At 63.0% G+C, this 24,853-nt stretch carries 21 protein-coding genes; 5 read left to right on the top strand and 16 right to left on the bottom strand.

Annotation, left to right across the window (positions count from 1 at the left end; genetic code table 11):
- Positions 1-103 precede the first annotated feature (103 nt).
- Positions 104-1,501: a type VI secretion system Vgr family protein gene (locus ACM6I6_RS01660; protein WP_414919275.1), complete on the top strand. Its 1,398-nt coding sequence runs from the start codon at positions 104-106 to the stop codon at positions 1,499-1,501.
- Between the two features lie 3 nt (positions 1,502-1,504).
- Here the strand turns inward: ACM6I6_RS01660 and ACM6I6_RS01655 are convergent, their stop codons facing one another.
- Positions 1,505-2,896, bottom strand: coding sequence for an FAD-dependent oxidoreductase (locus tag ACM6I6_RS01655; RefSeq protein WP_414919274.1), 1,392 nt, complete (start codon positions 2,894-2,896; stop codon positions 1,505-1,507).
- 69 nt (positions 2,897-2,965) lie between these two features.
- Positions 2,966-4,291, bottom strand: coding sequence for an MFS transporter (locus ACM6I6_RS01650; protein ID WP_323608860.1), 1,326 nt, complete (start codon positions 4,289-4,291; stop codon positions 2,966-2,968).
- A gap of 267 nt (positions 4,292-4,558) precedes the next feature.
- On the opposite strand from ACM6I6_RS01650, the gene ACM6I6_RS01645 reads away from it, so the two are divergent.
- A complete protein-coding gene (locus ACM6I6_RS01645) occupies positions 4,559-5,431 on the top strand; it encodes a LysR family transcriptional regulator (protein WP_323628686.1) in 873 nt (290 codons plus the stop codon).
- Positions 5,432-5,550: 119 nt separating this feature from the next.
- On the opposite strand, the gene ACM6I6_RS01640 is transcribed toward ACM6I6_RS01645, so the two are convergent.
- Positions 5,551-6,414, bottom strand: coding sequence for a LysR substrate-binding domain-containing protein (locus tag ACM6I6_RS01640; RefSeq protein WP_406592928.1), 864 nt, complete (start codon positions 6,412-6,414; stop codon positions 5,551-5,553).
- A 109-nt stretch (positions 6,415-6,523) separates the two neighbouring features.
- On the opposite strand from ACM6I6_RS01640, the gene ACM6I6_RS01635 reads away from it, so the two are divergent.
- The 3 genes from ACM6I6_RS01635 to ACM6I6_RS01625 all read left to right on the top strand — a co-directional run bounded on the left by ACM6I6_RS01635 (position 6,524) and on the right by ACM6I6_RS01625 (position 9,390).
- On the top strand, positions 6,524-7,633 hold the full coding sequence (locus ACM6I6_RS01635) for a 2-aminoethylphosphonate--pyruvate transaminase (RefSeq protein WP_414919273.1): 1,110 nt from the start codon (positions 6,524-6,526) through the stop codon (positions 7,631-7,633).
- Between the two features lie 152 nt (positions 7,634-7,785).
- Positions 7,786-8,613 carry a phosphonoacetaldehyde hydrolase gene (gene phnX / locus ACM6I6_RS01630; RefSeq protein ID WP_274074732.1) on the top strand — a complete coding sequence of 276 codons (828 nt, stop codon included), beginning with the start codon at positions 7,786-7,788 and terminating at the stop codon, positions 8,611-8,613.
- A 210-nt stretch (positions 8,614-8,823) separates the two neighbouring features.
- The gene (locus tag ACM6I6_RS01625) at positions 8,824-9,390 is read left to right on the top strand and encodes a cytochrome b (RefSeq protein ID WP_414919272.1); all 567 of its coding nucleotides are present in this window, start codon (positions 8,824-8,826) and stop codon (positions 9,388-9,390) included.
- A 118-nt stretch (positions 9,391-9,508) separates the two neighbouring features.
- Here ACM6I6_RS01625 and ACM6I6_RS01620 read toward each other — a convergent pair whose 3' ends face one another.
- The 13 genes from ACM6I6_RS01620 to ACM6I6_RS01560 all read right to left on the bottom strand — a co-directional run bounded on the left by ACM6I6_RS01620 (position 9,509) and on the right by ACM6I6_RS01560 (position 24,846).
- A complete protein-coding gene (locus tag ACM6I6_RS01620) occupies positions 9,509-10,432 on the bottom strand; it encodes a 1-aminocyclopropane-1-carboxylate deaminase/D-cysteine desulfhydrase (RefSeq protein WP_414919271.1) in 924 nt (307 codons plus the stop codon).
- Between the two features lie 132 nt (positions 10,433-10,564).
- Positions 10,565-12,604: an NADPH-dependent 2,4-dienoyl-CoA reductase gene (locus ACM6I6_RS01615; RefSeq protein ID WP_274074730.1), complete on the bottom strand. Its 2,040-nt coding sequence runs from the start codon at positions 12,602-12,604 to the stop codon at positions 10,565-10,567.
- A gap of 140 nt (positions 12,605-12,744) precedes the next feature.
- Entirely contained in the window at positions 12,745-14,481 is a 1,737-nt protein-coding gene (locus tag ACM6I6_RS01610; protein ID WP_414919270.1) for a NahK/ErcS family hybrid sensor histidine kinase/response regulator, read from the bottom strand.
- Positions 14,465-15,628 (bottom strand): alcohol dehydrogenase-like regulatory protein ErcA, encoded by a 1,164-nt coding sequence (gene ercA, locus ACM6I6_RS01605; RefSeq protein WP_274074728.1) that lies wholly within the window; start codon positions 15,626-15,628, stop codon positions 14,465-14,467. The genes ACM6I6_RS01610 and ercA overlap by 17 nt, the downstream gene beginning before the upstream one ends.
- A 217-nt stretch (positions 15,629-15,845) precedes the next feature.
- Positions 15,846-16,988: a pyrroloquinoline quinone biosynthesis protein PqqE gene (gene pqqE / locus ACM6I6_RS01600; RefSeq protein ID WP_274074727.1), complete on the bottom strand. Its 1,143-nt coding sequence runs from the start codon at positions 16,986-16,988 to the stop codon at positions 15,846-15,848.
- A complete protein-coding gene (gene pqqD / locus ACM6I6_RS01595) occupies positions 16,966-17,238 on the bottom strand; it encodes a pyrroloquinoline quinone biosynthesis peptide chaperone PqqD (protein ID WP_274074726.1) in 273 nt (90 codons plus the stop codon). Before pqqD ends, pqqE begins: the two co-directional genes overlap by 23 nt.
- The gene (pqqC, locus tag ACM6I6_RS01590) at positions 17,235-17,987 is read right to left on the bottom strand and encodes a pyrroloquinoline-quinone synthase PqqC (RefSeq protein ID WP_406592647.1); all 753 of its coding nucleotides are present in this window, start codon (positions 17,985-17,987) and stop codon (positions 17,235-17,237) included. The genes pqqD and pqqC overlap by 4 nt, the downstream gene beginning before the upstream one ends.
- Before the next feature lie 114 nt (positions 17,988-18,101).
- A complete protein-coding gene (pqqB, locus tag ACM6I6_RS01585) occupies positions 18,102-19,016 on the bottom strand; it encodes a pyrroloquinoline quinone biosynthesis protein PqqB (RefSeq protein ID WP_406592648.1) in 915 nt (304 codons plus the stop codon).
- Between the two features lie 55 nt (positions 19,017-19,071).
- Entirely contained in the window at positions 19,072-19,143 is a 72-nt protein-coding gene (gene pqqA, locus ACM6I6_RS01580; protein WP_003253598.1) for a pyrroloquinoline quinone precursor peptide PqqA, read from the bottom strand.
- 262 nt (positions 19,144-19,405) lie between these two features.
- Positions 19,406-20,926 carry an aldehyde dehydrogenase family protein gene (locus ACM6I6_RS01575; RefSeq protein WP_274074723.1) on the bottom strand — a complete coding sequence of 507 codons (1,521 nt, stop codon included), beginning with the start codon at positions 20,924-20,926 and terminating at the stop codon, positions 19,406-19,408.
- Between the two features lie 168 nt (positions 20,927-21,094).
- On the bottom strand, positions 21,095-22,870 hold the full coding sequence (locus ACM6I6_RS01570; RefSeq protein WP_323628920.1) for a PQQ-dependent methanol/ethanol family dehydrogenase: 1,776 nt from the start codon (positions 22,868-22,870) through the stop codon (positions 21,095-21,097).
- Positions 22,871-23,123: 253 nt separating this feature from the next.
- Positions 23,124-24,062, bottom strand: a complete 939-nt coding sequence (locus tag ACM6I6_RS01565) for a quinoprotein relay system zinc metallohydrolase 1 (protein WP_274074721.1) — start codon at positions 24,060-24,062, stop codon at positions 23,124-23,126.
- Between the two features lie 16 nt (positions 24,063-24,078).
- On the bottom strand, positions 24,079-24,846 hold the full coding sequence (locus tag ACM6I6_RS01560) for a quinoprotein dehydrogenase-associated SoxYZ-like carrier (protein WP_274074720.1): 768 nt from the start codon (positions 24,844-24,846) through the stop codon (positions 24,079-24,081).
- Positions 24,847-24,853 lie beyond the last annotated feature (7 nt).

Raw genomic sequence — 24,853 nt, 5'->3', positions numbered from 1 at the left:
ACCGATGGTTGTAGGGCGATTCTGAAATTTCGCTTAGCCATGTCCACAAGGCCTGCAGGTTTCGTACCCTCGCAGTCCCTACTCCATGGTAGAAGCGCGATCGATGCACAACGACAAGGAAAGTCCCTTCACCCTGACACTCCTCGACGACCACCTCAGTTTGCAAGTGGTGCAGTTCAGCGGTCGCGAGGCCCTCAACCAACCCTATCGATTCGATATCGAAGTGATCGGCCTGGCACCGACCCTCAACCTTGAACGGCTGCTGCAACAAGCGGCGCTGCTCGACCTTGGGCAAGGCCAGGGCATTCATGGCGTGCTGCATAGCGCCAGCTGCGAACATCGAGGACGTGGCCGGATAGGCTATAAACTGGTGCTGGTGCCGACCCTTCAAGCGCTGGACCGAATCCGATCGCGGCGGGTCTTCCAGCGTCTCAGCGTGCCCATGATCCTGGGCCAGCTGCTGGAGGAGCATGGCTTGTGCGCAGACAGCTATCGCCTGGACCTGGCAGACGGGCACTATCCCCTGCGGCCGTTTTGCATTCAGTACGAGGAAACCGACCTGGCCTTGCTGCAGCGCCTGTGCGAGGAAGAAGGCATTCACTACCACTTCGAACATTCCGCTCAGAGCCATGTGCTGGTGTTGGCCGACGACAACATGAGCTTTCCCCAGGAGCCGCTGCTGATGCCGTTCCAGGGTGATGACAGTGCTCAACCGGCGATCAGCGAGCTGTATCAGCGCCACGATGCACAAGCCGTTTTCCCACGAACGAATGCGAAAAATCGCGGTGCTTCGCAGGTCGGTGAAGGCGCAGCCAATCACGCTTTCACCCACACGAGCGCGCCCCGCTCCACTCAGGAGCAACGTCATCACGATCAACTCGACCGCCGCGATCTGCAGCGCATGCGTTGCCAGCAGTTGCAGCTTCACGGCCAAAGCAATCAGCCCCTGTTACGCAGCGCCTGCATCGTGCAAGTGGCAGATCACCCCGTGCCGGGGTTCAACGATCAATGGCTGGTCTGCGAGGCGCGACACCAGGGACAGCAGGGTTCGATCCTGGCTGAGAACAGCAGGCCCCGGCGCTATCACAATCAGTTCACGGCCATCCCCTGGTCGACGGTATTTCGTCCCCCTCTGGACCAGGCCAGGCCGCGCATCCCCGGCTTTCAGCCTGCACGGGTCTGTGGTCCGGCCGGACAGCACGCGGCACAGGATGATCAAGGTCGTTTGCAGGTAAGTTTGTGGCCCGACACGGATGTCGATCCCGCAGAGGGCCTCTGGCTACCTGTCGCACTGACAGTGTCCCAAGCCCCAACGGAACCGATCCAGCTGCCCATGGCCGGCAGCGATGGCTGGGTCAGTTTCCTCGACAGCGACCCCGACCGTCCGGTGTTCTGCGCCAGCACCGGACAGCGCCGCAGCCCGCCAGCGGTGCGCGCCGACACCCGCCACAGTGACACCCGCCTGCTGCTCGACTGGCTGATCAATCGCCCGGACGACTGAGCCTCAGCCCTTGTCCGCCTTGCCGGCCGCGGCGGCGAATTTCGCCAGGCGCACGTCCAGGTGCCGTGGCCGACGCCCGTGGTCCTCGGCGCGCTCCTTGCGGCGGATGGCGTTGCGCACCATCAACGAGCCGAGATAACGAATCGGTTCCGGCGGGAAAAAGCCCAGCGGTCCGCTTACCAGCGGCGAGCGGGTCCAGGGGTTGTCCAGGCCCTGGACCATCGAAGCGAGGATCTGCCCGCCCATGTGGCAAGGCCCCACCCCGCTGCCCGAATAACCAAAGCCGTAGAACACGTTGCCACTGGCGCTCATCTGCCCGAAGAACGGCAGCCCGGTCACCGAGCGGTCCGAAGGACCGTTCCAGGTCGCTTCGACCTTGACCTCGGCAAAGGCCGGGAAAAAATCCGCCAGGCTGTGCCGCAACAGGCCGGCATAGGGCGACGGTTGATCGAACACCGGCAGCATGCGCCCACCATAGGCGAAGGTGTTACCGCCCTTGCCGAGCATGATCCGGCCGTCCGGGGTGTTGTGGTAGTAGTGCACGAAAATCCGCGAATCGAGCACCGTGACGCCGCTGGTCAAACCGATTTCGCTGAGCAGGTCGGGCCGCGGCTCGGTGATCAGCATGTCACTGGAAACGATCGCCACGCTGCGTTCGAACTGCGGGAAGGCCCGGGCCATCCAGGCGTTCATCGCCAGCACCACCCGATCGGCGCGAATGGTCCCGTGCGGGGTCTGGATCCCTGCCGGCTTGCCCTCCTCCAACCCGGTCATGGCGGTGTTTTCGTGAATCCTCACGCCCAGTTGCAAGGCGACCCGGCGCAAGCCACGCACCAGCTTGCCCGGCTGCACACTGGCGGCCGCCGGGGAAAACCAGCCTTCCAGGTGCTTGACCGAACCGGCCATGCGCTGCACATCGGCCGCGGGGCGCTGGGTGAACGAGTTGATGCCGTGGCGTTCCAGCGCCGCAATCACCGCGTCGGTCGAGCCGCATTGCGCGCGATTGGTGGCGGTATAGAGGGTGCCGTCAAGACGATAATCGGCATCCACTCCATACTGCTCGCAGAAGGCGCCGATGGCATGGATGCTGCGTTCGGACTCCTTGACCAGCCGCACCGCCTCGTCAACGCCGAACAGTCGCTCGAGGGTGAAGTACTTTGCCGACCACGACAGCGCACATCCACCGTTGCGCCCACTGGCGCCGGCGCCGCAGATGTCCGCTTCGATCAGCACGATGTCCAGTTCCGGGTCCTGTTCCTTGAGCATGATCGCGGTCCACAAGCCGGTATAACCGCCGCCGACGATGCACACGTCCGCGCGGTTGTCGCCTTGCAGTGGCGGACAGGTTTCCGATGCATCCGCCTTCAAGGCCTGGTCCAGCCAAAAGGGTCTCATGGGTCAATCTCCAGTCAATTGTCCACACGCCAGCCTGCCGCAAGCGCAGCAGGCGACGCGGGAGAGGATTCAGGTACGCAGGGGTTTGATGGTCATCGCCCGGTTGGGGACGTAGGCAAAGTGAGTACCCAGGCCCCCGGGGCGGCTGTTCCAGTGGGGGACCAGCACCAGCGCCGAGAACAGCGCGCAGCCAGCGAAGACAATGAACACGGTGACGGTATCGAAGTAGCCTGGCAGCAATCCGCCGAGAATCGCCCCCACCGAACCGCATCCATTGACGAACCCGGCCGCCGTGGCGCCAGCCTTGGCGGTGCCGAAATCGATGGCGGCCGCGCCGCTGATCATCGAGTCAGGTCCGTAGAGCGTCAGGCCCATGACGAACAACAGCGCCACCACCAGCATCACGCTGCCGGTTTGCAGGGCGCCCATGAAGAAGGCGAGCGAGACGGTCAGCGCCAACAGGCTGATGACACAGGCCGGCATGCGCCGGGCGCCGAACAGCTTGTCCGAGGCCAGGCCGATCATGATCGGCCCGAGCAACCCGGCCAGTTCGAACGCCGTCGGAATGATCGCCGCGCCGACCTTGCCCACCGAGGGCATCTGTTCGAACACGATCACCGGGCCCCAGAGCAGGATCGCATAGCGCGCCGGTTTCAACATGAAGTACGCCAGGCCAAGGATCAGCACGGTGCGGTTGCGCAGGATTTCCTTCAGCGGCTCCAGCACGCTGATCTTGCTTTGGGCATAAGCCTCTTCAGCGCTCAGTTCGGGCTCCGGCTCCACGGCCGGCAAGCCCACATCTTCAGGTTTGTTGCGTTGGAAAATAAAAAACAGCACGGCGACCAGCCCAACCACCGCCGCACTGGAAATGAACGCTGCGTGCCAGGAGCCGATCAGCGTGTAGGCCCACCATCCGGCGAATGGCGATGCCACCAGTCCGCCAAAGGCGTAGCAGGAACTCCATAGACCCAGCACCCGCCCGCGTTGCTCGGACGGAAAGAAACTGCCGAGGTTCTTGCACAGCCCCGACCAACCGGTGGACTGCGCCAGGCCTTGAATCAGCATGCAGGTGGCGAAGATCGGCAAGGTGGCGAAACTGCCCATCACCAGCGCTGCCGCTGCCGATATCAGCAAGCCGCCAAGGACCACCACCCGCGGCCCGAAACGGTCGGCCAGGATGCCCCAGGTGAATTGGCCGATGGCGTAGGCGGTCAGGTAAATCGCGTCGAGGTTGGCCATGGCCATCTTGTCGAGCATGAACGTCGGGTCTTCGCCGATGCCGAGCTTGGCAACGGAAAACGCTTTGCGGGTGAAGTAGAAAGCGGCGTAGGCGAGCCAGGTGATCGCGAAGATCTGCACGCGCCAACGCTTGATGGTGCCGATGTGCTTGTTCATTGTGGTTCTGACCTCAGGGTGTGAGTGTGCCGGCAGAATTGGAAGAAAACGCCTGTGTTTTTATTGTTGAGCACTGCGAAATCACCTTGTCCCTGTGGGCGATTCCGGTCAGATGAGTCCTGTTGTTGCACGCACAGGCTCATGGCACCCGCGCTGTTCGACTGAGCAGTCACCGGGGCTGAGGTCGATCAAAACAATTACTGATTAATAAGTGAAATCGATTTATCGTATTTCCAAAATAAGCTCAGCTTGTTACTGGAGATTCCCATGTCGGTTTCCCACGCCCAGCTCAAAGCCTTCCATGCCGTGGCCGTGCATGGAAGCTTCACTAAAGCCGCCGAGCGTTTGTTTCTCACCCAGCCGGCGATTTCCGACCAAGTGCGCAAACTCGAAGAACGCTACGGCGTGTTGCTGTTCCACCGCAACAAACGCTCGGTACGCCTCACCGACCTGGGCGAGCGTTTGTTGAGCGTCACTCAGAAACTGTTCGTGATCGAAGCCGAGGCCCAGGAGCTGTTGCAGGATTCCCAGGCGTTGCAGACCGGCAGCCTGATCCTGGCGGTGGATGCGCCGGTGCATGTGCTGCCACAGATCGCCCGGTTCTGCGAGCGCTACCCCGGTATCAGCGTGAAGATCGAAACCGGCAACACCGATGAGTCGCTGTTCCGCCTGTTCAACTATCAGGCCGACCTGGCATTGCTCGGCCGCGAGGTGAGTGACGAGCGATTGATCTCGCTGCCGCTGCGCAATGACCCGATGGTGGCGTTCGTGTCGCGCAATCATCCGTGGGCGGATCGCGAGTCCATCACCCTCGCCGACCTCGACGATACGCCGCTGGTGCTGCGGGAAATCGGTTCGGTGACCCGCCAGACCCTGGAAGAAGAAATGGCCGGCGCGGGGTTTCGCATTCGCCCTGCGATTCAGGTCGAAGGTCGGGAAGCTGCGCGGGAGGCGGTGGTGGTGGGGATTGGTGTGGGCGTGGTGTCGGCGGCGGAGTTCGGTGCGGATTCGCGGGTGTGCGCGTTGCCGATTGTCGATTGCAAGCGGCGATTGACCGAGACGCTGGTGTGCTTGCGCGAGCAGAGTTCGCGGCGGGTGGTGGCGACGTTTTTGCAGATGGTTCGCGAGAGTCTTGTGTAGGCAGGTCTGGCCCTATCGCCAGCAGGCTGGCTCCCACAGGGATTTATGCTATTCACCCATCTTGTGTACGACGCAATACTCTGTGGGAGCCAGCCTGCTGGCGATGCAGGCAACGCGGTCTAACTGGCAGGCGCCAAGCCGAAAAACGCCTGAATCAGGCGCAAATCCCGCCGCCGCTCCATGCACCCCATCATGTGCCGATTGACCAACCCGTCACCAATGATCGGCACCGCCGCCACCCGCGGGTCATGGCTGACCTCCACCGACGACACCACCCCCACCCCCAACTCGGCAGCGACCGCCTCGGTCACCGCTTCCCGGCTGTCCAGCTCCAGCAACACCCGCGGATTGACCTGTGCCTGGAGGCAGGCTTCATCGAAGGTGCGTCGGGTGATCGAACTCGGCTCACGCAGCACCATGATCACCTGGTCCAGTTCCTTGAGCGGCACGCCTTGAGTGCGCCGCGCCCAGGGATGACCTTCGGGCACCAGGGCGCAGATCCGCGATTCGCTCAGGGCTTGCAAATGCAGGCCCTTGCGCGGCTCGACTTCGGTCAATACCGCCACGTCGGCATGCTCGGACAACAGCGCCGCCAGGGTTTCCTGGGCATTGCCCAGGCGCAGGTTGACGGTGATCCCCGGATAACGCGCGCGCAGGCTCGCGAGCATCGGCATGACCATGTGCGGGCCGTCCGCCGCCACTTCCAGGCGCCCGGTGAGCAACTGCCGGTTGGCCTCCAGCATCGCTTGCGCCTCCTCGGCCAGGCCGAACATCGCCCGGGTGATCGCCGCCAGCTTGGTGCCCTCCTCCGTCAACTCCACCCGTCGTGCGGTGCGGCGCAGCAGGGTGATCTGGTAGTGCTCTTCCAGCGACTTGATGTGCCCGGTGACCGCCGGCTGGCTGATGAACAACCGCGCGGCGGCGCGGGTGAAGCTGCCCTCCCGGGCCACGGCATCGAACGCGCGGAGCTGAAACAGGTTCATGAATAACTCTCACTGATGGCTGGCATAACAACAAACAATTTGATTGATAACTCGGCAAATTGCAATTTAAGCCCCGTAGCTTCATCCCATCGATTGCGAGGACACGAGAATGAGTACTGCCGCACCCATCCTGCTCACCCCCGGCCCGTTGACCACGTCGCCCCGCACCCGTCAGGCGATGATGGTTGACTGGGGTTCATGGGATGACCGCTTCAACCAGCTGACCGCCAGCCTCTGCGAACAACTGCTGGTGATCATCAACGGCGCCGCCAGCCACCACTGCGTGCCACTGCAAGGCAGCGGCACCTTCGCCGTCGAAGCGGCGATCGGCACCCTGGTGCCCCGTGACGGCAAGATCCTGGTGCTGATCAATGGCGCCTACGGCAAACGCCTGGCGAAGATCTGCGAAGTACTCGGGCGCTCGTTCAGCACCTTCGAAACCGCCGAAGACGAACCGACCACCGCCGCCGACGTCGACCGCCTCCTGCGCGCCGATACCGGCATCACCCACGTTGCCCTGATTCACTGCGAAACCAGCACCGGCATCCTCAACCCGTTGCCGGAAATCGCCCAGGTGGTCGAGCAGCACGGCAAGCGCCTGATCATCGATGCCATGAGCTCCTTCGGCGCGCTGCCGGTAGACGCTCAACAGGTGCCGTTCGATGCGCTGATCGCCGCTTCCGGCAAATGCCTGGAAGGCGTGCCGGGCATGGGTTTCGTGTTCGCTCGCAAAGAATCCCTGGCCAACGCCGCCGGCAACTCGCACTCCCTGGCGATGGACCTGCACGACCAGCACACCTACATGGCCAAGACCGGGCAATGGCGCTTCACCCCGCCGACCCACGTGGTCGCCGCGCTGCACGAAGCCCTGCTGCAATACAACGAAGAAGGCGGCCTGCCCGCCCGGCACCAGCGCTACGCCGCCAACTGCCAGGCCCTGATGAAAGAGATGGCCGGGCTGGGCCTGCGCAGCTTCCTGCCGGCCGCCATCCAGGCGCCGATCATCGCCACCTTCCATGCGCCGAAAGATCCGCGTTATCAGTTCAAGGAATTCTACGAACGAGTCAAGGCCAAGGGTTACATCCTCTACCCGGGCAAACTGACTCAGGTCGAGACGTTCCGTGTGGGCTGCATTGGTCATGTGCAACCTTCAGAAATGCGCGAAGCCGTCGCTGCTATCGGCGAAGTACTTCGCGAGATGGAAGTGCTCGAAATCTAAACCGCACCTCATTCCCCTGTGGGAGTGAGCCTGCTCGCGATAGCGGACTGTCAGCCAACACATGTGCTGAATGTCAGGGCCTCATCGCCAGCAGGCTGGCTCCCACAGTAAAAGCAGCCCCAATTAGCCAGTTGCCACAGGATCTGATCACCATGAACTACACCAACCCAACCAAGCTGCAAGCCGCCATCCTCGACTGGGCCGGCACCGTGGTCGACTTCGGCTCGTTCGCGCCGACGCAGATTTTCGTCGAGGCCTTCGCCGAGTTCGACGTCCAGGTCTCCATCGAAGAGGCCCGTGGCCCGATGGGCATGGGCAAGTGGGACCACATCCGCACCCTGTGCGACCAGCCGCAAGTCGCCGAGCGCTATCGCAATGTGTTCGGCCGTACGCCGACCGACGATGACGTCACCGCCATCTACCAGCGTTTCATGCCCCTGCAGATCGAGAAAATCGCCGAACACTCGGCGCTGATTCCCGGCGCCCTGGACACCATTGCCGGCTTGCGTGAACAGGGGATCAAGATCGGTTCCTGCTCCGGTTATCCGAAACAGGTCATGGACAAGGTCGTCGAACTGGCCGCCACCAACGGTTACGTGGCCGACCACGTGGTCGCCACCGACGAAGTGCCGAACGGCCGCCCATGGCCCGCCCAGGCATTGGCTAACGTGATCGCGCTGGGCATCGACGACGTCGCCGCGTGCGTGAAGATCGACGACACCGTGCCGGGCATCCTCGAAGGTCGTCGTGCCGGCATGTGGACCGTCGCGCTGATCTGCTCGGGCAACGCGCTGGGCCTGGACTATGAAGGCTACCGTGCCCTGGGCAGCGATGAACTGGCCAGCGAGCGCAAGCGCATCCACGCCCTGTTCGAAGGCTCGCGCCCGCACTACATGATCGACACCATCAGCGATTTGCCTGAAGTGATTGCCGATATCAACAAGCGCCTGGCCAAGGGCGAGATGCCGCAAACCAACTGACCAAACGCGTATCGCCCCCTGTAGGAGCTGCCGCAGGCTGCGATCTTTTGATCTTGTTTTCAAGATCAAAAGATCGCAGCCTGCGGCAGCTCCTACAGGGCATTCAGCGTCAGAGAGCCTTCAAGCAAACCCGGTGAAACAGGATTACAGTTAAAGCACACCGTCGATCAAGAACGGGTGGCTGCAAACCGGACCTGTGAGGAACACCGTATGCCGTGGAAAAACTCCGACTCGCGCTACAGCACCGTCTCGATCGCACTGCATTGGTTGATGCTGGTCCTGCTGGCGCTGGTTTACGCCTGTATCGAACTGCGCGGCCTGTTTCCCAAGGGCAGCGGTGGTCGAACACTGATCGTCGAATCGCACTTCATGCTCGGCCTGACCGTCTTCGTGCTGGTCTGGCTACGCCTGTTCGCCCGCAACCTTGGCCCGGCACCGCAGATCTTTCCGGCGTCACCCAAGTGGCAAACGCTGCTGGCCAGGTTGATGCACTGGGCGCTGTACCTCTTCATGATCGCCATGCCGATCCTGGGCTGGCTGGTCACCAGCGCCAAAGGTAACCAGGTGATGTTCTACGGCTTCGACCTGCCCCTGCTGGTCGCGCAAAACAAGGACCTGGCCAAGCAGATCCAGGGCTGGCACGAACTCGGTGGCACCCTCGGTTACTGGCTGATCGGCCTGCACGCCGTCGCCGGGCTGTATCACCACTATGTGGTGGGCGACAACACCCTGCTGCGAATGATGCCCAAGCGGGTCAACAGCAATACCGGAAGCTGACGCAAATCAAATGTGGGAGCGGGCTTGCTCGCGAAGGCAGTGTGTCAGTCAATCAATGATGCGACTGATGCACCGCCTTCGCGAGCAAGCCCGCTCCCACAATGGATTGCGGTGCTTTTCAGGTTTTGGAGCTGAAACCCCGGCGGCCTTGCAAACCACCGGTGTGGATAAAGATCAGCCGCGTGCCTGGGGCAAACTTGCCTGCCTCTACCTGCTGTTTCAGCGCCAGCAACGCCTTGCCGGTGTACAGCGGTTCCAGTGGAATGCCGCTGGCTTGTTCGGTCTGTTCGATGAATTCAAGCAATAGCGAATCGACCTTGGCAAAACCACCGCGGCTGGCGTCGAACAGTTCATAACACGGATGATTCACCCCCGCCTGCGCCAGGATGCGCTCGACCTGCTGTGCCACCCCATGATCGTCGGGCACCGCCAGCGCGCCGTAGACCGGGTGCTCGCCCGCTTCGGCCATCACCAGGCCGGCCAGGGTCGTGCCGGTGCCGCAGGCCAGCCACCAGCCGTCGTAGTCGTTCCAGCCCAGGTCATTGAGTTGCCGGCAGGCCAAGGCCTTGAGCGGCAGGCAGCCCTGTGCACCCGGCAACCCGCCGCCGCCTTCAGGCACCGCCAGCAAGTCGGGATACTGCGCCTGCCATGGCTCCCAGAAACCCGCCTCATGCCGCGCCCGATAGCCGGCAAAACCGAGCCAGTGCAGGTGCATGCCGAACGCCTGCAAATCGTTCACCGTCGGTGTTTGCTGAGGGTGCCCGCGCAACAGGCCGACCGTGGTAAAACCGAAGCGTTTGCCGGCAGCGGCCAGGGCATGCAGGTGATTGGAATGGGCGCCGCCGAGGCTGATGATGCCCTCGGCGCCTGCCTGGTCAGCGGCTTTGAGGTGTTCGGTGAGCTTGAACCATTTGTTGCCGCTGATCAGCGGGTCGATCTGGTCCAGGCGCAGGATGGCGAGTTCGATGTTGGCTGCGGTGAGCCAATCAAGGTGGAGGCGATCGAGTGGGGCTTGGGGTAGCCAGTCGGAAGGAACAATCATCAGCGCTGGGCGACCTGAAAAACCCCATTCTACCAGCCGATAAAAAACCCTGTAGGAGCTGTCGAGTGAAACGAGGCTGCGATCTTTTGATTTTTACAAGCAAGATCAAAAGATCGCAGCCTTCGGCAGCTCCTACAGTTCAGCAGCCAGTCGCGAACCCTGGTTGATCGCCCGCTTGGCATCCAGCTCCGCCGCGACATCCGCGCCGCCGATCAGATGCACGTTCTGCCCCGCCGCCACCAGGCCTTCCTGCAACTCGCGCAGCGGGTCCTGCCCGGCGCAGATCACAATGTTGTCCACCGGCAGCACCTGCGACTCACCGGTTTCGCCGATGCGGATGTGCAGGCCTTCGTCGTCGATCTTCAGGTACTCGACGCTGTTGAGCATCTGCACCTGCTTGTTCTTCAGACCGGTGCGGTGAATCCAGCCGGTGGTCTTGCCCAGGCCGTCGCCGACCTTGGATTTCTTGCGCTGCAGCAGGAACACTTCGCGGGCCGGTGCATGGGGCGCCGCCTTGATGCCGGCGACACCGCCGCGGGCTTCCAGGTGAGTGTCGATGCCCCACTCCTTCCAGAATTCATCGCGGTTCAGGCTGGTGGCCTGGCCCTGGTGAACCAGGAATTCCGAGACGTCGAAGCCGATACCGCCAGCGCCGATCACCGCGACTCGCTTGCCCACCGGTTTGCGCTCGAGCAGCACGTCCAGGTAGCTCAGCACCTTGGCATTTTCCACCCCCGGAATCGCCGGCAAGCGCGGCGCAATACCGGTCGCCAGGATGATCTCGTCGTAGCCGCCCTCGACCAGTTTCGCCACATCGACGCGGGTGTTCAGGCACACCTCGACGTTAGTGGTCTGCAGCTTGCGACCGAAGTAACGCAGGGTCTCGAAGAACTCTTCCTTGCCCGGTACCCGCTTGGCCACGTTGAACTGACCGCCGATTTCGCTGGCCGAATCGAACAGCGTCACCGCATGGCCACGCTCGGCCGCCACGGTGGCGACGGACAACCCCGCAGGCCCGGCACCGACCACGGCGATTTTCTTGATCTGCTGCACCGGCACATAGTTGAGTTCGGTTTCGTGGCAGGCGCGCGGGTTGACCAGGCAACTGGTCAGCTTGCCGCCGAAGGTGTGGTCCAGGCACGCCTGGTTGCAGCCGATGCAGGTATTGATTTCATCGGCGCGGCCTTCGGCGGCCTTGTTGACGAAGTCCGGGTCGGCGAGGAACGGCCGCGCCATGGAGACCATGTCGGCATCGCCCTCGGCAAGGATCTGCTCGGCGACTTCCGGGGTGTTGATGCGGTTGGTGGTGATCAGCGGAATGTTCACCGAGCCGCGCAGCTTGGCCGTGACCTTGCTGAAGGCCGCGCGCGGCACCTTGGTGGCAATGGTCGGGATTCGCGCTTCGTGCCAGCCGATGCCGGTGTTGATGATCGTCGCACCAGCCTGCTCGATGGCCTTGGCCAACAGCACGATTTCGTCCCAGGTGCTGCCGCCCTCGACCAGGTCGAGCATCGACAGACGGAAAATGATGATGAAGTTCGGGCCAACCGCCTCACGCACGCGACGCACGATTTCCACCGGCAGGCGCATGCGGTTTTCGTAGCTGCCGCCCCAGCGGTCGGTGCGGTGGTTGGTGTGGGCGGCGAGGAACTGGTTAATGAAATAACCTTCGGAACCCATGATCTCGACGCCGTCGTACTCGGCCTGCTGGGCCAGGGTCGAGCAGGTGACGAAATCGCTGATCTGCTTCTCGATGCCTTCCTCGTCCAGCTCCTTGGGCTTGAACGGGTTGATCGGCGCCTGGATCGCGCTCGGCGCAACCTGTTTCGGGCTGTAGGCATAACGACCGGCGTGGAGGATCTGCATGCAGATCTTGCCGCCCGCCTCGTGCACCGCGCGGGTGACGATGCGGTGCTTGAGCGCTTCTTCTTCGGTGGTCAGCTTGGCCGCGCCGGAATACACGCCGCCCTCGTCGTTCGGGCCGATACCGCCGGTGACCATCAGGCCGACACCGCCACGGGCACGCTCGGCGAAGTACGCCGCCATGCGCTCGAAACCGCCGGGCTTTTCCTCAAGGCCGGTGTGCATCGAACCCATCAGGGTGCGGTTGCGCAACGTGGTGAATCCCAGGTCCAGCGGGGCCAACAGGTGCGGGTAATGGGCGGCGGTCATCGGTAACTCCACAGCGAGCGATCACGGAAAAAGCGGAAGCTCTACGGCCCCCGTCAGTCATGTTCGACAGACTAAGAGCCGCGCAGCTGCGGCTCAATGACCGAAACTGACAACTTAATGATCGAAATGTGCAGCGACGCTCAAGCCGGTGCTCCCAGCAACTGGCTCAGCACGGCGCGCAACTTGCCGGGTTTCACCGGTTTGTTCAGCAGCGGCGCTTCGAGCCGTTGCAACGAGCGCAGGCACTGGTCCGTACGGTCCGCTGTGATGATCACCGCAGGAATGGCCTGGCGGTAATGCTCGCGCAAATGCCTGACCACATCACAGCCCACCACGCCGTGGTCCAGGTGATAATCGGCCAGGATCAGTTCCGGCGCCTGACCGGCCAGGGCCGCCAGCGCCGAGTGTTCATCGGTGGCGGTGACCACGTCGCAGCCCCACTGCCCGAGCAACGCACTCATGCTTTCGAGGATGCTCACTTCATTGTCCAGCACCAGCAATCGCCGGCCCGGCAGCGGATTACCCGTGCCCGGTTGCGGTGCCGCGAGGCTGATGGGCAAAGGCACCTCGCGGGATATCGGTACCTCGATGCTGAACATCGATCCGCGGCCCGGAAGCGAGTGCACCTGGATGCGGTAGTCGAGGATTTTCGCGATGCGCTCGACGATCGCCAGCCCCAGCCCCACGCCCTTGCGGTCGGCGGCGCGGCCCACATCCAGCTGATTGAATTCGAGGAAGATGGAGTCCAGGCGATCGGCGGGAATGCCGCGTCCGGTGTCCCACACTTCCAGGCGCAGCTTGTCGCCCCGGCAACGGGCCCCCAGCAGGATGCTGCCTTCGTCGGTGTAGCGACAGGCGTTACTGAGGAAGTTGCGCAGGATCCGGGTCATCAGGCGCAAGTCGGTGCGAATGGCGTAATCGCCCATGTGCACGCGCAACCGCAAGCCGGCGGCCTGGGCCACGGACTGGAACTCCGAGACCAGTGGCCCGAGCAATTCGTCGAGGCGATACAGCGCGACATCCGGCTTGACCGCCGCTTGATCGAGGCGGGAGATGTCCAGCAAGTCGGTGAGCAGGTCCTCGGCGCCTTCCAGCGCCTGATGGGTACGTTCAACCAGCACCTGCTCGACCTCGGGCAGCTTGCGCTCACGCAAGGTCGAGATCAGCAACCGCGCGGCGTTGAGCGGTTGCAACAGGTCATGACTCGCCGCAGCGAGGTATTTGTCCTTGCTGCGGTTGGCGGCCTGCGCGGCGTCCCGGGCATCGCGCAGGGCTTCGGCGATCTGTTTACGCTGGGTGATCTGTTGTTGCAGGTTGCGGTTGGCTTCCAGCAGTTCGTCGGTGCGCGCGGTCACGCGCTGTTCCAGTTGGTCGTTGAGTTGCTGCAGGCGTTCCTGGGCAAGCTTGCGTTCGGTGATGTCGGCGACGAAACCTTCCACCAGCCCTTCCTGGTCGGGCTTGAGCAGCAGGTTCATCAGCACGTCGAGATGGCTGCCGTCCTTGCGCCGCAACTGGGTTTCATAGCCGTGCAGGCTGCCCTGGTGGGTGAGGATTTCGCCGATGTCTTCCAGCTCCTGGGCACCGCCGACAAACAGGTTGCTCGCCAGGTCCGCCAGGGAGAACAGCACCTCCTGCGGGTCCTGATAACCAAGCATGCGCGCCAGGGCCGGGTTGGCGGCGCGCATGCCGTCGTGCAGGCTGGCCTGGAAAATCCCGTGGACCGCGTTTTCGAACAACCATTTGTAGCGGTTGCGCTCGGCTTCCAGTTCGTCGAGGCGCGCGGCCAGTTCCGGGTAATGGCTCTTGCGCGCCGAATGACTGCCTAATCCGAGTAATCCGGCCAGCGCCCGTTGTTGCTCGTCAGAGGGCTTCGCCATAGACGACCTCGACATCACGCTGACTGGATTCGCGCGGGTTGGTGAGGATGCACGGGTCATCCATGGCGTGTTGCGACAGGAATGGAATGTCCGAGGTCCTGACCCCATGCAGCCCGAGGGTTTCGTGGAAACCGATGGCATGCTTGAGAGCGATCAGGTGCTCGACCAGGCGCCCGCAGATCTGCCGGTGATTGAGGCCGCGGCAGTCGATGCCGAACGTCTCGGCGATGACCTTGAAGCGGTCCGGCGCCGAGTCGTAGTTGAACGCCACGACGTGCTCCACCAGCACCGCGTTGCACAGGCCATGGGGCAGGTCGAGAAAGCCTCCGAGGCTGTGGGACATGGCATGCACCGCGCCAAGGATCGCGTTGGAGAACGCCAGCCCGGCCTGCATGCTGCCGAGCATGATTTTCTCGCGCAGGGCGATGTCCGTCGGGTTGGCGATCATCTGCACCAGGTTGCCGTTGATCAGGCGCATGGCTTCCAGCGCATGGGGATCGGTCAGCGGCCCGTGCCCGGTCGACACGAAGGCTTCGATGGCATGCACCAGCGCGTCGATGCCGGTACAGGCCGACAGGAACGGGTCCATGCTCAGGGTGGTTTCCGGGTCGATCAGCGACACGTCCGGCACCACCGCCTTGCTGACGATGGAGAACTTCATGCGTTCCTGCTGATTGGAAATGATCACGAACTGCGAGACGTCGGCCGAGGTGCCGGCGGTGGTCGGAATCAGGATCAGCGGCGGGCTGGGCACGCGGATGGTGTCCACGCCTTCGAACTCGAGGATGCTGCGGCCATGGGCGACGACAATGCCGATGCCTTTACCGCAATCCATCGGGCTGCCACCGCCGACGGCAACGATCACATCGCAGTGGTTTTCCCGGTACAGCTCGGCACCGAGCATCACCTCTTCCACTCGCGGGTTGGGCGAAACGCCGCTGTACAGGCAGTATTCGATGCCCAGGGCTTGCAGGCTGGCTTCGACATCCGCCACCCATCCGGCGGCAATCACCCCCGGGTCGCTGACCACCAGCACCTTGCGCGCGCCAAAGGTCTTGGCGTAGTTGCCGACGTTGTGCCGGCAACCGGCACCGAAGATGATTTCAGGCGAAACGAATTTACGCAGCTGACTGAGACTCTGGCTCATTGGAAAGCCTGTTTTTATTGTTTTGGAAGGTAAGGTCCACACTAAAGCATCCGGCTGCGAATGCAATCAGACCAATGGCTGGGTTCACCGCAGGTCCCCTGTAGGAGCGAGCTTGCTCGCGATGGTCGTCAACGATAACGCTGGGAGCCTGACACTCAGCGGCGCTCTCGGGTTCTTCGCGAGCAAGCTCGCTCCTACAGGGGGGGTGTTGCCAGGGTCATCCGCGGTAGATCAGCTGCGAAGCCTTCGCATTGCGCAACGTCAGGTGCTCCATGCCCTGCCCCGGCGCTTCTGCTTCTTCGCGGGCCTTGAGGATCACCCCGTGATGGGGCGACTTGCTGCACACAGGGTCGGCATTGGCCGCGTCGCCGGTGAGCATGAACGCCTGGCAGCGGCAGCCCCCCAGGTCCTTGTGTTTTTCATCGCAGGAACGACACGGCTCCTTCATCCAGTCATCGCCACGAAAACGGTTGAAACCCAACGATTGGTTCCAGATGTGCTCGATGCTGTGCTCGCGCACGTTGGGAAACTGCACCGGCAATTGCCGGGCGCTGTGGCAAGGCAGCGCCGTGCCGTCCGGGGTGATGTCGAGAAACAGGTTGGCCCAGCCGTTCATGCAAGTCTTGGGACGTTCTTCGTAGTAATCGGGGGTGACGAAAATCAGCTTGCAGGGATGCCCCTGGGCCTCAAGACGCTCGCGATATTCATTGGTGATGCGCTCGGCCCGTTGCAGTTGCTCCCGGGTCGGCAACAGGCCGACGCGGTTGAGCTCGGCCCAGCCATAGAACTGGCAGGTGGCCAATTCGACGAAATCCGCTTCCAGCTCCAGGCACAGATCAATGATCCTGGCGATGTCATCGATGTTGTGCCGATGGGTGACGAAGTTCAGCACCATCGGATAACCCTGGGCTTTCACCGCCCGGGCCATCGCCAGCTTCTGCGCAAAGGCCTTGCGCGAGCCGGCGAGCATGTTGTTCACCGCTTCGTCGGCGGCCTGGAAACTGATCTGGATGTGATCGAGCCCGGCGACCTTGAAGTCACGCACCTTCTGTTCGGTCAGGCCGATGCCCGAGGTGATCAGGTTGGTGTAGTAACCCATGTCCCGCGCGGCCTTGATCAACTCGGCCAGGTCGGGCCGCACCAACGGTTCGCCACCGGAAAAGCCCAATTGCGCGGCGCCCATTTCGCGCGCCTCACGGAACACGCGAATCCATTCCTCGGTGTCCAGTTCCTCGCCGTGGCGGGCGAAATCCAGGGGATTGGAGCAATACGGACACTGCAACGGACAGCGATAGGTCAGCTCCGCCAGCAGCCACAACGGCGGCCCCGGCAGCGCGTCACTCGATCCAGAATTGCGCATGGGCCACCTCCAGGAAAGCCAGCACGTCCTCGTCGATGCCCGGCACCTCAGGAAAACTCGCGGTCAGCCGGTCGATGATCGCCGCGACGCTGCGCTGGCCGTCCAGCAGCTCGAGAATCTGCCCTGCACTGGCGTTGAGCTTGATCATGCCTTCGGGGTAGAGCAACACGTGGCAGTCCTGGCGCGGCTCCCACTGCAAGCGAAAACCCGGGCGCAGCGTCGGTGAATGCGCGCGTTTGACCAGGCTCACAGCGCGATCCCCCGATGCCAGACGCGCTCGGTTGTCACCGTGTGATACGGCGGGCGCTCCAGCTCATAGGCCATGCTCATGGCGTCGAGCATGCTCCACAGCACGTCGAGCTTGAATTGAAGGATCTGTAGCATGCGTTGCTGGGCCTCGAGGGTGACGTAGTGAGCCAGGGTGATGCGCAAGCCGTGTTCGACATCCCGTCGGGCCTGGCTCAGGCGCGTGCGGAAGTAGTCGTAGCCGGCGGGGTCGATCCATGGGTAATGGGTCGGCCAGGCATCGAGTCGCGACTGATGGATCTGCGGCGCGAACAGCTCGGTCAACGAGCTGCTGGCCGCTTCCTGCCAGCAGGCACGCCGGGCGAAATTGACGTAGGCATCCACGGCAAAACGTACGCCGGGGAGCACCAGTTCCTGGGAGAGGATCTGCTCGCGGTCGAGCCCCACCGCCTCGCCCAGGCGCAGCCAGGCTTCGATGCCGCCCTCGCTGCCAGGCGTACCGTCATGATCGATGATCCGTTGCAGCCATTCCCGGCGCACTTCGCGGTCCGGGCAGTTGGCCAGGATCGCCGCGTCCTTGAGCGGGATGTTGAGCTGGTAGTAGAAGCGATTGGCGACCCAGCCCTGGATCTGTGCGCGGCTGGCGCGGCCGGCGTACATGGCTTGGTGGAAGGGGTGATGGATGTGGTAGCAGGCGCCCTTGGCGCGCAGGGCCTGCTCGAATTCGCTGGGGGTCATGGGGGTGTCGGTCATTGCCGGTCTCCGGATTTGGCGGTGTCTGAACTGACGCCTTCGCGAGCAAGCCCGCTCCCACAGGGGGAATGCGTTTCATTGTGGGAGCGGGCTTGCTCGCGAAGGGGCCATTAGCTACAACACAATGCTCATGCCGTCATAAGCCACTTCAATCCCCCGCCGCTCCAGCAGGGCCCGCTCGGCCGAGTCTTCATCGAGGATCGGATTGGTGTTGTTGATGTGGATCAGCACCTTGCGCTGGCCGGGGAAACCCTCCAGCACTTCCAGCATGCCGCCGGGCCCACTTTGCGCCAGGTGGCCCATTTCGCGGCCCAGGTTCTGCCCGACTTCGCAAATACGCATCTCGTCGTCGCGCCACAGGGTGCCGTCGAGCAACAGGCAATCGGCGCGCTGCATCCAGGCCAGCACCTCATCGTCGATCTGCCCAAGGCCCGGCGCGTAGAACAGCGAGGCGCCGCTAAGCGGGTCTTCGATGAACAAACCGATGGTGTCGCCCGGTTGCGGGTTGCCGCGATTGGGTGAATACGGCGGCGCGTTACTGACCAATGGAATCGCGCGAAACTGCAACTGCGCGCAGGCCGCGATCTGGAAGGGCTCGCGGTCCAGTCCGACCGGTTGCCACTGCAAGCCGCCGTTCCAGTGACCGAGCATGGTGAACAACGGGAAGCCGCTGCTGAGGTCCTGATGAACCCGCTCGGTGCACCACACGTCATGCGGGCAGCCTTCACGCAGGCTCAGCAGCCCGGTGCAGTGATCGATCTGGCTGTCCAGCAGCACCACGCCGGCGATGGCGCTGTCGCGCAAACGTCGCGCCGGCTGCAGCGGCGCAAAACTGTCGAGTTGTGCGCGGATGTCCGGTGAAGCATTGCACAGCACCCAGTCCACACCGTTGTCGCTCAGGGCGATCGACGACTGCGTGCGACGCTGGGCCCGCACACTGCCATTGCGCACACCGGCGCACTGGCGGCAGTTGCAGTTCCACTGCGGGAAACCACCGCCGGCGGCGGAACCGAGAACGCGGATGTGCATGGGCAATGCTCCAGAAGGCAGGCCCGGCCAACGCCACGGCTGGCCGGGTGATCAATCAACGGTTGGCGAAATACATCGTCACTTCGAAGCCAATGCGCAGATCGGTAAACGCGGGTTTAGTCCACATGGGTCATTCCTCTTCTTGTGCCGGGCGATTCCGGTAGAGCCATTAATGCACGGTGGGCCGGGGGGTCGAATGCTACTTTCGAAGGAGATTTGGGGGTGATTTGGTAGGGGGGGGGTGACACAAATTTCCAATACCCCACATACCCATGTGGGAGCGGGCTTGCTCGCGAAGGCGGCGTCACATTCAACAAGATGGTTGACTGACACTCCGCTTTCGCGAGCAAGCCCGCTCCCACATTTTGTTTCGCGGTGAATTCAAGGGATCAGAAGAACCCCAACGGATTGATGTCGTAGCTCACCAGCAGGTTCTTGGTCTGCTGGTAATGGTCGAGCATCATCTTGTGGTTCTCCCGGCCGACACCGGACTTCTTGTACCCGCCGAACGCCGCATGCGCCGGGTACAGGTGGTAGCAATTGGTCCACACGCGCCCGGCCTTGATCGCCCGGCCCATGCGGTAGGCGCGGTTGATGTCGCGGGTCCACAGGCCGGCACCGAGGCCGAACTCGCTGTCGTTGGCGATGGCCAGTGCCTCGGCTTCGTCCTTGAACGTGGTGACGCCCACCACCGGCCCGAAGATTTCCTCCTGGAACACGCGCATCTTGTTGTGGCCCTTGAGCAGCGTCGGCTGGATGTAATAGCCGCTGGACAGGTCGCCCTCCAGACGCTCGGCCGCGCCGCCGGTGAGCAGTTCGGCGCCCTCCTCCTGGGCGATGGCCAGGTACGAGAGGATCTTGTCGTATTGCTGTTCGGAAGCCTGGGCGCCAACCATGGTCTCGGTGTCCAGCGGGTTGCCGCGCTTGATCTTGACGATCTTCTTCATGACTTCGGCCATGAAGGGTTCGTAGATCGACTCCTGCACCAGGGCCCGGGACGGACAGGTGCACACTTCGCCCTGGTTGAAGAACGCCAGCACCAGGCCTTCGGCGGCTTTTTCGATGAACGCAGGTTCCGCGTTCATGATGTCTTCGAAGAAGATGTTCGGCGACTTGCCGCCCAGCTCAACGGTGCTCGGAATGATGTTCTCGGCGGCGCAATGCATGATGTGCGCGCCCACAGGGGTCGAGCCGGTGAAGGCGATCTTGGCGATGCGCTTGCTGGTGGCGAGGGCCTCCCCGGCTTCGCGACCGAAACCCTGGACGATGTTCAGCACGCCGGCAGGCAGCAGGTCGGCGATCAGTTCGGCGAAGACCATGATCGACAGCGGCGTTTGTTCTGCGGGCTTGAGCACGATGCAGTTGCCTGCCGCCAATGCTGGCGCGAGTTTCCAGGCAGCCATCAGCAGCGGGAAGTTCCACGGAATGATCTGCCCCACCACGCCCAGGGGTTCGTGGAAGTGATAGGCGGTGGTCAGTTCGTTGATCTCGGCGGCGCCGCCTTCCTGGGCGCGGATGCAGCCGGCGAAGTAACGGAAATGGTCGGCCGCCAGGGGCACGTCGGCGTTGAGGGTTTCGCGCACGGCCTTGCCGTTGTCCCAGGTTTCGGTGACGGCGAGGATTTCCAGGTTCTGCTCGATGCGGTCGGCGATTTTCAACAGCACCAGGGAGCGGTCCTGGGCCGAGGTCTTGCCCCAGGCATCGGCGGCGGCATGGGCGGCGTCCAGGGCCTTGTCGATGTCGGCGGCGCTTGAGCGCGGGAATTCGGCGATCACTTCGCCGTTGACTGGCGAGGTGTTGGTGAAGTACTCGCCATTGACCGGCGCGACGAATTCGCCACCGATGAAGTTGCCGTAGCGTGGCTTGAACGTCACGACGGCGCCAGGTGTTCCGGGTTGGGCGTAGATCATGGTGGGCCTCTGTCTGGGTCGATGCCTGTCGTGCCGACAGGCGATGCACCGATACTAGTGAGCCCCGCACGCCAGACGAATGCATCGTTGGCAGGAGGAGCTCTCGTCATTTGGTCGTAGGCGTTGCACACACCCAAATGTGGGGGGGGTTATGCGGTGGATTCGGGATTAGTGTCTGGCAACGAGGTCTTTGGGCAACTTGAAGGTCCAGAGCATGCCGCCCTGGTTGAAGTCCTTGACCCGCTTGGCCACTTCGCCGCCCCACAGCGGCACGGCGCCGCCCCAGCCGGAGAGCACCGAGACGTACTGTTCGCCGTCCATTTCCCAGGTCACGGGCGAGCCGAGCACGCCGGAGCCGGTCTGGAATTCCCAGACCTTCTCGCCGGTCTTGGCATTGAACGCCTGCAGGAAGCCTTCCGGCGTGCCGGTGAACACCAGGTTGCCCTTGGTGGTCAGCACACCGCCCCACAGCGGCGCGAAGTTCTTGTGGCGCCAGACTTCCTTGCCGGTTTTCGGGTCGATCGCCCGCAGCACGCCGATGTAGTCTTCATTCAACGGCTTGATGGTGAAACCGGCACCGAGGAACGCCGCGCCTTTCTTGTAGGCGATGCCTTCGTTCCAGATGTCCATGCCCCATTCGTTGGACGGCACGTAGAACAAGCCGGTGTCGCGGTTGTAGGCCATCGGCATCCAGTTTTTCGCGCCGAGGAAGGCCGGCGCGACGAACACCGAGCTGCCCTTGGCTTCCGTGCCCGGTGCGCCAGGACGGCTGGCTTCGTTGTAGATCGGCCGACCGGTCTTATCCAGGCCGGTGGCCCAGGTGATCTTGTCCACGAACGGGAAGCCGCGGATGAATTTGCCGTTGGTGCGGTCCAGCACGTAGAAGAAACCGTTGCGGTCAGCGGTGGCCGCCGCCTTGATTTCCTTGCCGCCCTCGGTGTAGTTGAACGACACCAACTCGTTGACGCCGTCATAGTCCCAGCCGTCGTGGGGCGTGCTCTGGAAGTGCCACTTGATGGTGCCGTCGTCCGGGTTGAGCGCCAGGCGCGACGACGAGTAGAGGTTGTCGCCAGGGCGCAGGTGCGAGTTCCAGGGCGCCGGGTTGCCGGTGCCGAACAACAGCAGGTTGGTTTCCGGGTCGTAATAACCGCCCAGCCAAGGCGCGGCGCCGCCGGTCTTCCACAGGTCGCCCGGCCAGGTCTTGCCCGCTTCGCCGCCGGAGATGCCGTTTTCCACGGCCTTGCCGTCCTTGTAGACGTAACCCATGTGGCCTTCCACCGTTGGCCGGCTCCACAGCAAAGTACCGTTCTTCGGGTCGTAGGCTTCGATCTTGCCGACCACGCCGAATTCGCCACCGGCCACGCCGGTGATCAGCTTGCCGTTGATCACCAGCGGCGCGGCGCTGATCGAGTAGCCTTCCTTGTGGTCGGCGACTTTCTTGCTCCAGACCACCTTGCCGGTGTCCTTGTTCAGCGCCACGAGCTTGGCGTCGAGGGTGCCGAAGATCACCAGGTCGCCGTACAGCGCGACGCCACGGTTGATCACGTCGCAGCAGGGGCGGATGTCATCCGGCAGGCGCGCATCGTATTGCCAGAGCTTCTTGCCGGTACGCGCATCCACGGCGAACACCCGCGAATAGGAGCCGGTCATGTACATCACGCCGTCCTTGATCATCGGCTGCGCCTGCTGGCCGCGCTGCTTTTCCCCGCCGAAGGAGAACGCCCACACCGGTCGCAGCTCCTTGACGTTGTCGACGTTGAGGATCTCCAGCGGGCTGTAGCGCTGACCCTGTACGCCGAGGCCGTTGGTGACGATCTGCTCGGGGTTCTTGGGATCCTGGAGAATGTCCTGGTCGGAAACCCCGGCCAAGGCCTGGCCGGACAACAGCATGGCACTGAGCAGCAGGCTCAAGACGAAGGGCTGGCGACGTGCGGGTTGAGTCATGACGGCTTCCTCTGCAGTTTTTGTTATTTCCGGGAAATTTTCCCGGTCTGGTGCAGATTCTTGGGCGCCGCCGCCCGGACAACAATTGCCCGCAATGTGGAGTTTTCTAGTTCCTTGGTACAGGGTCGGATGCCGACCAACACCCCCTGTGGGAGCGGGCTTGCTCGCGAAGAGGCCTTTACATTCAACATATGTATTGCCTGACACACCGCCTTCGCGAGCAAGCCCGCTTCCACAGGGGGATTTGGGTGGGTCAGTTGTTTGAGTTGGAGTCGACTCGGGTCATCTGCACTCGCTCGTAACGCGGGTACAAATGACTGACGCTGCGGATCAATTCGTAGCGGCTGAGGTTGATCCCGGCAAAGCGCTCGGGAATCGGGCTGCGGATCATCTCGCTCATGTCGCTGCCGTTGGCCGCGCCGTCGCGCATCAACTGATCGAGCCAGCCCAGGTAGTCGCGCATTTGCGCGAAGGGCTGCGGATCGCTGGCGACCGGGCCGTGGCCGGGCACGATCAGTGTCCAGGGTAAAGCCTGCAGGGTCGCGATGTCGGCCAGCCACACCGCCAGCCCCGGACTGTTGGGCGTGGTCAGCGCCCGCTGATAAAACACCAGGTCCCCGGCGAATAGCACGCCGGTTTTCTGGTCGAGAATAGCCAGATCCGCACCTGTATGCCCACCCAGGCTCAGCAGGCGCAAATCGTGATTCCCAAAACTTTCCACACCCGGCGTCAGCGCCTGCGTCGGCAACACCACTTCGGTGCCGCGCATCCAGTCGCCCACCAGCCGGTACATGTTCTCGGCCATGGCATCGCCCTGTTTTTGCAGCAGCTCGCTGGTGCCGGCCAGTGCGCCAATCGGCACGTCGGTAAACGCCTGGTTGCCCAGCACATGGTCGGGGTGATGATGGGTCAACAGCACCTGGATCACCGGCTTGTCGGTGGTCGCCGCGATGGCCCGGCGCATGGCCTCGCCATAACGCCTGGACGGTCCGGTATCGATCACCACCACGCCCCGCTCGGTCACGATGAACGCCGTGTTGACGATGTTGCCACCGTTATCCCTGGCGAAATTGTCGGTGCTGCCTTCGAGCAGCCAGGTGTCTTCGGCGATCTGCCTGGGCTTGAGCGAGTACTCGAGTTCGGCCATGGCCGGCAGGCCCAGGCCGATCAACAACAGCAGCATCCAGCGCATGACAGACTCCTTGGATTCAGGGGATCGACGCATCGAACCGATTGCCGCTGTTATCGCGCAACAACAGGCGCGTCGGCCCTGCCCCTTCGATATCAAAGGCCAGGCTGGGGTTTTCGCTGACGGCGGGGAACAGCTCGAGGCGGGCCAAAAGCTGATCGTGCTGATTGCGCAACTCGGCATGGTTGAGGAAAAATTCCGGGATGCCGCTGACCATGCCGTTGTCCATTGGATGCGCCACCTGCAGGCGCACGCGGCTGAATGCCTCCCGCGGGTAACGGCCGCCCAGCACTTCGCCGATGTGTTCTTCCCAGCCCGCCTGGGTGCGTACCACGCTGGGCGCGGTGCAACCGCCGCCTGCCGCGTCGATCAGGGTCGAACCGACATGCCACACCCCGTCACGGGTCAACACCGCCGCGCGCAAGGGCGTGGCCTGTTCGACGCGGATGCGGATCGACAGCCACGGCAACACACCATCCAGCGGTTCGAAATCGACGATTTTCGGCAGGGGATTGAGTTCCGCCCAGGCAAGGATTTTCACCACCTCGCCCTTGAACGCCCGGGCGTCGATTTCCAGGGGCACTTGCCGGGCATCTTCGGCGAATGGCGGCGCCAGCAGCTTGACCCGCTGGTCGAACACGAACGGCGCATCGCCCAGCATCTGCTTGTGATAGAAGGCCCACATCACCGACGGTACCGGATCCTGGCCCGGATCGATGTCCACCGCCCGGGCGGCCGGGCTCAGGATCAGCCACACGACCAACAGACAACTCCCTCGCCAGATCATCCCTTGC

Origin of the sequence: Pseudomonas sp. IT-P218, from assembly GCF_949767605.1 — a bacterium.
Lineage (GTDB): Bacteria > Pseudomonadota > Gammaproteobacteria > Pseudomonadales > Pseudomonadaceae > Aquipseudomonas > Aquipseudomonas putida_AE.
The sequence above is the reverse complement of the archived record's forward strand: the minus strand, read 5'-3'. Positions and strand labels throughout refer to the sequence as shown.

Bases quoted from the DNA above. Each gene is read 5' to 3' on its own strand.
- ACM6I6_RS01625 (WP_414919272.1), top strand. From the start codon at position 8,824: ATGCCGTGGAAAAACTCCGACTCGCGCTACAGCACCGTCTCGATCGCA.
- pqqB (WP_406592648.1), bottom strand. From the start codon at position 19,016: ATGCACATCCGCGTTCTCGGTTCCGCCGCCGGCGGTGGTTTCCCGCAG.
- ACM6I6_RS01610 (WP_414919270.1), bottom strand. From the start codon at position 14,481: ATGGCGAAGCCCTCTGACGAGCAACAACGGGCGCTGGCCGGATTACTC.
- ACM6I6_RS01615 (WP_274074730.1), bottom strand. From the start codon at position 12,604: ATGACCGCCGCCCATTACCCGCACCTGTTGGCCCCGCTGGACCTGGGA.
- ACM6I6_RS01620 (WP_414919271.1), bottom strand. From the start codon at position 10,432: ATGATTGTTCCTTCCGACTGGCTACCCCAAGCCCCACTCGATCGCCTC.
- ACM6I6_RS01660 (WP_414919275.1), top strand. From the start codon at position 104: ATGCACAACGACAAGGAAAGTCCCTTCACCCTGACACTCCTCGACGAC.
- pqqE (WP_274074727.1), bottom strand. From the start codon at position 16,988: ATGCGCAATTCTGGATCGAGTGACGCGCTGCCGGGGCCGCCGTTGTGG.
- ACM6I6_RS01650 (WP_323608860.1), bottom strand. From the start codon at position 4,291: ATGAACAAGCACATCGGCACCATCAAGCGTTGGCGCGTGCAGATCTTC.
- ercA (WP_274074728.1), bottom strand. From the start codon at position 15,628: ATGAGCCAGAGTCTCAGTCAGCTGCGTAAATTCGTTTCGCCTGAAATC.
- ACM6I6_RS01560 (WP_274074720.1), bottom strand. From the start codon at position 24,846: ATGATCTGGCGAGGGAGTTGTCTGTTGGTCGTGTGGCTGATCCTGAGC.
- ACM6I6_RS01640 (WP_406592928.1), bottom strand. From the start codon at position 6,414: ATGAACCTGTTTCAGCTCCGCGCGTTCGATGCCGTGGCCCGGGAGGGC.
- pqqC (WP_406592647.1), bottom strand. From the start codon at position 17,987: ATGACCGACACCCCCATGACCCCCAGCGAATTCGAGCAGGCCCTGCGC.
- ACM6I6_RS01655 (WP_414919274.1), bottom strand. From the start codon at position 2,896: ATGAGACCCTTTTGGCTGGACCAGGCCTTGAAGGCGGATGCATCGGAA.
- phnX (WP_274074732.1), top strand. From the start codon at position 7,786: ATGAACTACACCAACCCAACCAAGCTGCAAGCCGCCATCCTCGACTGG.
- ACM6I6_RS01645 (WP_323628686.1), top strand. From the start codon at position 4,559: ATGTCGGTTTCCCACGCCCAGCTCAAAGCCTTCCATGCCGTGGCCGTG.
- ACM6I6_RS01575 (WP_274074723.1), bottom strand. From the start codon at position 20,926: ATGATCTACGCCCAACCCGGAACACCTGGCGCCGTCGTGACGTTCAAG.
- ACM6I6_RS01570 (WP_323628920.1), bottom strand. From the start codon at position 22,870: ATGACTCAACCCGCACGTCGCCAGCCCTTCGTCTTGAGCCTGCTGCTC.
- ACM6I6_RS01635 (WP_414919273.1), top strand. From the start codon at position 6,524: ATGAGTACTGCCGCACCCATCCTGCTCACCCCCGGCCCGTTGACCACG.
- ACM6I6_RS01565 (WP_274074721.1), bottom strand. From the start codon at position 24,062: ATGCGCTGGATGCTGCTGTTGTTGATCGGCCTGGGCCTGCCGGCCATG.